6 protein-coding genes are annotated in these 5,061 nt (G+C 71.3%); 3 read left to right on the plus strand and 3 right to left on the minus strand.

Features of this window, described 5'->3' with window-relative positions:
- Positions 1-251 precede the first annotated feature (251 nt).
- The 3 genes from LQV45_RS17425 to LQV45_RS17435 are packed head-to-tail and all read right to left on the minus strand — an operon-like array spanning position 252 to position 2,740.
- Entirely contained in the window at positions 252-1,472 is a 1,221-nt protein-coding gene (locus LQV45_RS17425) for an MFS transporter (protein ID WP_230008107.1), read from the minus strand.
- Positions 1,469-1,903, minus strand: coding sequence for a MarR family winged helix-turn-helix transcriptional regulator (locus LQV45_RS17430; protein WP_230008108.1), 435 nt, complete (start codon positions 1,901-1,903; stop codon positions 1,469-1,471). The genes LQV45_RS17425 and LQV45_RS17430 overlap by 4 nt, the downstream gene beginning before the upstream one ends.
- Before the next feature lie 39 nt (positions 1,904-1,942).
- Positions 1,943-2,740, minus strand: a complete 798-nt coding sequence (locus tag LQV45_RS17435; RefSeq protein ID WP_230008109.1) for an IclR family transcriptional regulator — start codon at positions 2,738-2,740, stop codon at positions 1,943-1,945.
- A gap of 107 nt (positions 2,741-2,847) precedes the next feature.
- Here LQV45_RS17435 and LQV45_RS17440 point away from each other — a divergent pair, with 107 nt between their 5' ends.
- The 3 genes from LQV45_RS17440 to LQV45_RS17450 all read left to right on the plus strand — a co-directional run.
- Entirely contained in the window at positions 2,848-3,621 is a 774-nt protein-coding gene (locus LQV45_RS17440; RefSeq protein ID WP_230008110.1) for a CoA transferase subunit A, read from the plus strand.
- Between the two features lies 1 nt (position 3,622).
- Entirely contained in the window at positions 3,623-4,276 is a 654-nt protein-coding gene (locus tag LQV45_RS17445) for a 3-oxoacid CoA-transferase subunit B (RefSeq protein WP_230008111.1), read from the plus strand.
- Positions 4,273-5,061: acetyl-CoA C-acyltransferase (locus tag LQV45_RS17450; RefSeq protein ID WP_230008112.1), on the plus strand; the 789-nt coding region annotated here is incomplete at its 3' end. The genes LQV45_RS17445 and LQV45_RS17450, both read left to right, overlap by 4 nt.

Genomic DNA, 5,061 nt, shown 5'->3' on the forward strand with positions numbered 1-5,061 from the left:
CGCCGACCTCAACGACGAGTGCCAGCCCGGTTCCGTCCGCCTCGGCATCCCCGGCCGCGGCAGGCCTCGCCTCGACGGGAACGCCGTCGGTCGCCGGCGCGATCGGCATCGCCACGGTGATGCTCGTCGTGGGTGTCGTCGTCACGGTCGTCCTGCGGCGTCGGGCCATACGCGACTGACCCCCGGCGCACGAACGCGCCCGGCCGTCGACGAAGGAGTCGACGACCGGGCGCGTTGTGGTTCCCGGGGTCCTACGCCGCGTCTCCCACCAGAACCGCCGCTCCCTCATCCGCCGCGGTCGGGTGCGCCCCGTCGATGTGCGCGAGCGTCCTGCGGCCGAACAGGATGCACGCGGCCGCGATCACGACGGACACCGTGGCCATGACGTACGGCACCCCGGCGCCGGCCGCGTGCCACAGGAAGGCCGCGAGCGGCGGAGCCATCGCGCCGCCGAGGAAGCGGACGGCCGAGTACGCCGACGACGCGACGGAGCGCGGCAGATCGGTGGCTTCCATGACCGCCTCGGTGAGCGCCGTGTTGATCACACCGAGCATGAGACCGCCGACCACGATGCAGGCGACCAGCGCCGCGGGCGAGCCCACCACGAACGCGGCCACGAGGAGGTCCGCCGCCAACAGCGGCAGTGCGACGAGCAGGACGGTGGTCAGTCGCATCCGGCGCAGCAGCAGGGGAGCCACCCACACACTGGTGACAGCGAGGCCGAGACCCCAGCCGAAGAACGTCAGACCGATGCCCATGGCGCCGAAACCGAGCGGGAACGGCGAGAACGCCAGCAGTGTGAAGAAGCCGATGTTGTAGAACAGTGCGGTCGCAGCCAGAATCGCCAGCGCGGGGCGACCGAGCGCCCGGAAGGGCGCGCTGAACGGGATCGGGGTGCGCGCCGGGGCCGGTCCGCGCAGGAGCACCGCGACAGCGACGAACGCGATCGCCATGAGCACCACCACGCCGAAGAACGGTCCGCGCCAGCTCGCCTCGCCGAGGATGCCGCCGAGCAGCGGTCCCACGGCGATGCCGAGGCCGAGCGCGGCTTCGTACAGGATGATCGCCGCCGAGCTACCGCCGGAGGCGGCGCCGACGATCGTCGCGAGCGCGGTCGAGATGAACAGGGCGTTGCCCAGACCCCAGCCGGCGCGGAAACCGATGACGGCGTCGACGCTCCCGCTGACCGCGCACAGCAGCGCGAACACGACGATGAGGCCGAGACCGACCAGGAGGGTGGCCTTGGCGCCGATGCGGCTCGAGATCCAGCTCGTCACGAGCATCGCGAGGCCGGTGACCACGAGGTAGCTCGTGAAGAGCAGCTCGGTCTCGACGGGGCTCGCCTGCAACGACTCGGCGATCGCCGGGAGGATCGGATCGACGAGGCCGATCCCCATGAACGCCACGACGCACGCGAACGCGACGGCCCACACCTGGGCGGGCTGCTTCCACACGCTGGGAGCCGCGCTCATCGTGCGACCTCCGGCCGCAGGCCGACGCGGGCGGCGAGGGCGTCGGCGCTCGTGCGGACCGCCTCCCACTCGGCATCCGTCAGGTCGGCGACGTGCGGGGTGAGAGCGGCGGCGAGGGTCTCGAGCCACCGGTCGAGTTCCACGAGACCGTCGTCGGTGGCCGAGACGACACTCACGCGCGAGTCGTCCGGGTGGATGCCGCGAGCCACGAGGCCGGCGCTCTCCATCTGGTGCACGAGCCTCGTCATCCCGGGCTGCGAGACGCGGCTGAGAGTGGCGAGGTCGCCCAGGCGCTGCGGGCCGTGGTCGCGGAGGAGTGTCAGGGTGCGCCACTGCGCAGCGGGGGCGTCGTTCTTGGTGTCGATGGCCGCGATGCGCGTCAAGGCGTGCACCGCGAGGATCAGTCTCTGGAGATCATCGTCGCGGGTCATTCCCCAGAGCATACCCCTGTTATATAACTTTGGTATCTATTATCGTCCGGCGATGCGCGTCGACAGTTGGTGCGCGTGCGCGAGCAGGATCCGTCCGAGCTCTGCCAGCCGGTCGCCACCGAAGCGGAACTCCACCCCGGTGAGGCTGAGCGCCCACTGCGGTTCCCCGCTCCTCGTGAACACCGCGGCACCCAACCCCCAGCTGCCCTCGACGATGAGTCCGGGATTCACGGCATAGCCGCGGGCCTTCGTGTCGGCCACTCGCGTCCGCAGGCGGGCGGGGGAGTGCGCGACGCCCCAGTTCTCCGTCAGGTCGTCGTGACGCTCGAGGTAGGCGGCGACCTCTTCCGGGGGCAGGAAGGCGAGGATCGCCAGTCCCGCGGAGGCCACCCCGAGGGGAAAGCGCACCCCCTCCGACAGGACGTGGGAACGGATGGGGAAGCTCCCGTCCTCGCGCACGAGGCACACCGTCTCGTCGCCGCGACGCACCGAGAGGAACGCGCTCTCCTCGGTCCGTACGGCGAGCGAGCGGACGATGTCGCGCGCGATCGCGGTCACGTCGAACCGGGATGCCGCGACGGTCCCCATCAGATAGAGCTCGGGGCCGGGCAGCCACCGCCCCGTGGCGTCGTCCCGGTCGACGAGGCCCTCCTGCCGCAGGGCGGACAGGAGCCGGTGCGCGGTGGGGCGAGTCAGGTCGGCCTGGCGCGCGAGATCGCCCGCCGCGGCGCCCTCGGCGCCGGCCGCCGTCACCAAGCGCAGCAGGTGTGCGGCGCGGGCGATCGCCTGCGTCCCCGGGACGCTCGTCCGCGCGGGGGGAGTCGGGGGAGTGTCCACGATGTGGACGCTACGCGGGCTGGCATCCACATCGCAAGAAGTGAGGCGACGCGTCGCGCGGTCCGGGCACAGGATGAGACCACCGATCCCTGCACGAAGGAGTCCGCGTGATCGACAAGACCTGGCCGTCGTCAGCCGACGCCGTCGCCGACATCCCCGATGGGGCGTCGCTCGCCGTCGGCGGCTTCGGCCTCTCGGGAAATCCCATCGCTCTCATCGAGGCGCTGCTCGCGCAGGGGACGCGCGACCTGTCGGTCGTGTCGAACAACTGCGGGGTGGACGATTGGGGGCTCGGCATCCTGCTGGGAGCCGGACGCATCCGCAAGATGACGTCGTCGTACGTCGGCGAGAACAGGGAGTTCGAGCGGCAGTTCCTCTCCGGCGAGCTCGAGCTCGAGCTCACGCCGCAAGGCACGCTCGCCGAGAAGCTGCGCGCGGGCGGATCGGGGATCGCGGCGTTCTACACGCAGACCGGCGTCGGGACGCAAGTCGCCGAGGGAGGCCTGCCGCAGCGCTACGACGGGTCCGGCGGGGTCGCCGTGGCCTCTCCGGCGAAGGACACCCGGACGTTCGACGTCCACGGGGAGCCGCGCGAGTTCGTCCTCGAAGAGGCGATCACCACGGACTTCGCGCTCGTGCACGCCTGGAAGGGCGACCGCCACGGCAACCTCGTCTTCCGTAAGGCCGCGCGCAGCTTCAACCCCCTCGCGGCGATGGCCGGACGCGTCTGCGTCGCGCAGGTCGAGCACCTCGTGGAACCGGGCGAGATCGATCCGGACGACGTGCACCTCCCCGGCGTCTTCGTCCACCGCATCGTCGAGGTGGGACCCGACATCGAGAAGCGCATCGAGAAGCGCACCGTCACCGAAGGAGACCGCTGAGATGGCGCTCACCCGCATCGAGATGGCCGCGCGCGCGGCGCGCGAACTCACCGACGGCTCGTATGTGAACCTCGGCATCGGTTTGCCGACTCTCGTGCCCAATCACGTCCCCGACGGAGTGACGGTCGTGCTGCAGTCCGAGAACGGCATCCTGGGTGTCGGTCCGTACCCGACCGAGGATGCCGTCGACGCCGACCTCATCAACGCCGGCAAAGAGACCGTGACGACGCTGCCGGGGGCGGCGTTCTTCGACTCGGCGACGAGCTTCGGCATGATCCGCGGGGGGAAGATCGACGCGGCGATCCTCGGGGCCATGCAGGTGTCTGCCACGGGTGACCTGGCGAACTGGATGATCCCGGGCAAGATGGTCAAGGGCCCTGGCGGCGCCATGGACCTCGTCCACGGCGCCGAACGCGTCATCGTCCTCATGGAGCACGTCGCCCGCGACGGGTCGCCCAAGATCGTCGATGCCTGCTCGCTGCCGCTGACCGGCCGCGGCGTGGTCGACCGGATCATCACCGACCTCGCCGTCATCGACGTCACGCCCGAGGGGCTCGTCCTCGTCGAGGTCGCCCCGGGCGTCTCGGTCGACGACGTCGTCGCCGCCACCGAACCCCCGCTCACCGTTCGCATCCCCGAGGAGAAGATCGCATGACCTCCGACACCGACGTCGTCATCGTCGCCGCCGCCCGCACCCCGCAGGGTCGGCTCAAGGGGCAGCTCGCTCCGCTGGCCGCGGTGCAGCTCGGCGCGGCCGCCATCTCGGGCGCTCTCGAGCGCGGTGGCATCCCCGCCGATGCCATCGACGCGGTGCTCGTCGGCCAGGTGCTGCAGGCCGGCGCCGGCCAGAACGCCGCTCGACAGGCCGCGATCGCCGCGGGCATCGGGTGGGACGTCCACGCCGCCACCGTGAACAAGGTCTGCCTCTCGGGGCTCACGGCCGTCATCGACGCCGCACGCATGTTGCGACTCGGCGACGCGACGGTGGTCGTTGCGGCCGGCATGGAGTCGATGACCCGCGCACCGCACCTGCTGATGAACTCCCGCGAGGGGTACGCGTACGGCTCGATCGAGGTGCTCGACCACCTCGCGCACGACGGCCTCACCGACGCCTACGACCGCGAGAGCATGGGCGCCTCTACCGAACGCGCCAACGCCCGGTACGGGGTCACGCGCGAGGCCCAGGATGCCGTGGCCGCCCGGTCCCACCAGCGTGCGGCCGCAGCCCAGGCGGCGGGCGTCTTCGACGCCGAGATCGTCCCGGTGTCGATCCCGCAGCGCAAGGGCGACCCCGTAGTGGTCGCCGCCGACGAGGGCATCCGTCCCGACACGACGGTCGAGACGCTCGGAAAGCTGCGCCCCGCGTTCGCCGAGGGCGGGTCGATCACCGCGGGCAACGCCTCCCAGATCTCGGACGGGGCCTCGGCCGTCGTCGTGACC

This window comes from Microbacterium sp. Bi128 (assembly GCF_918698205.1).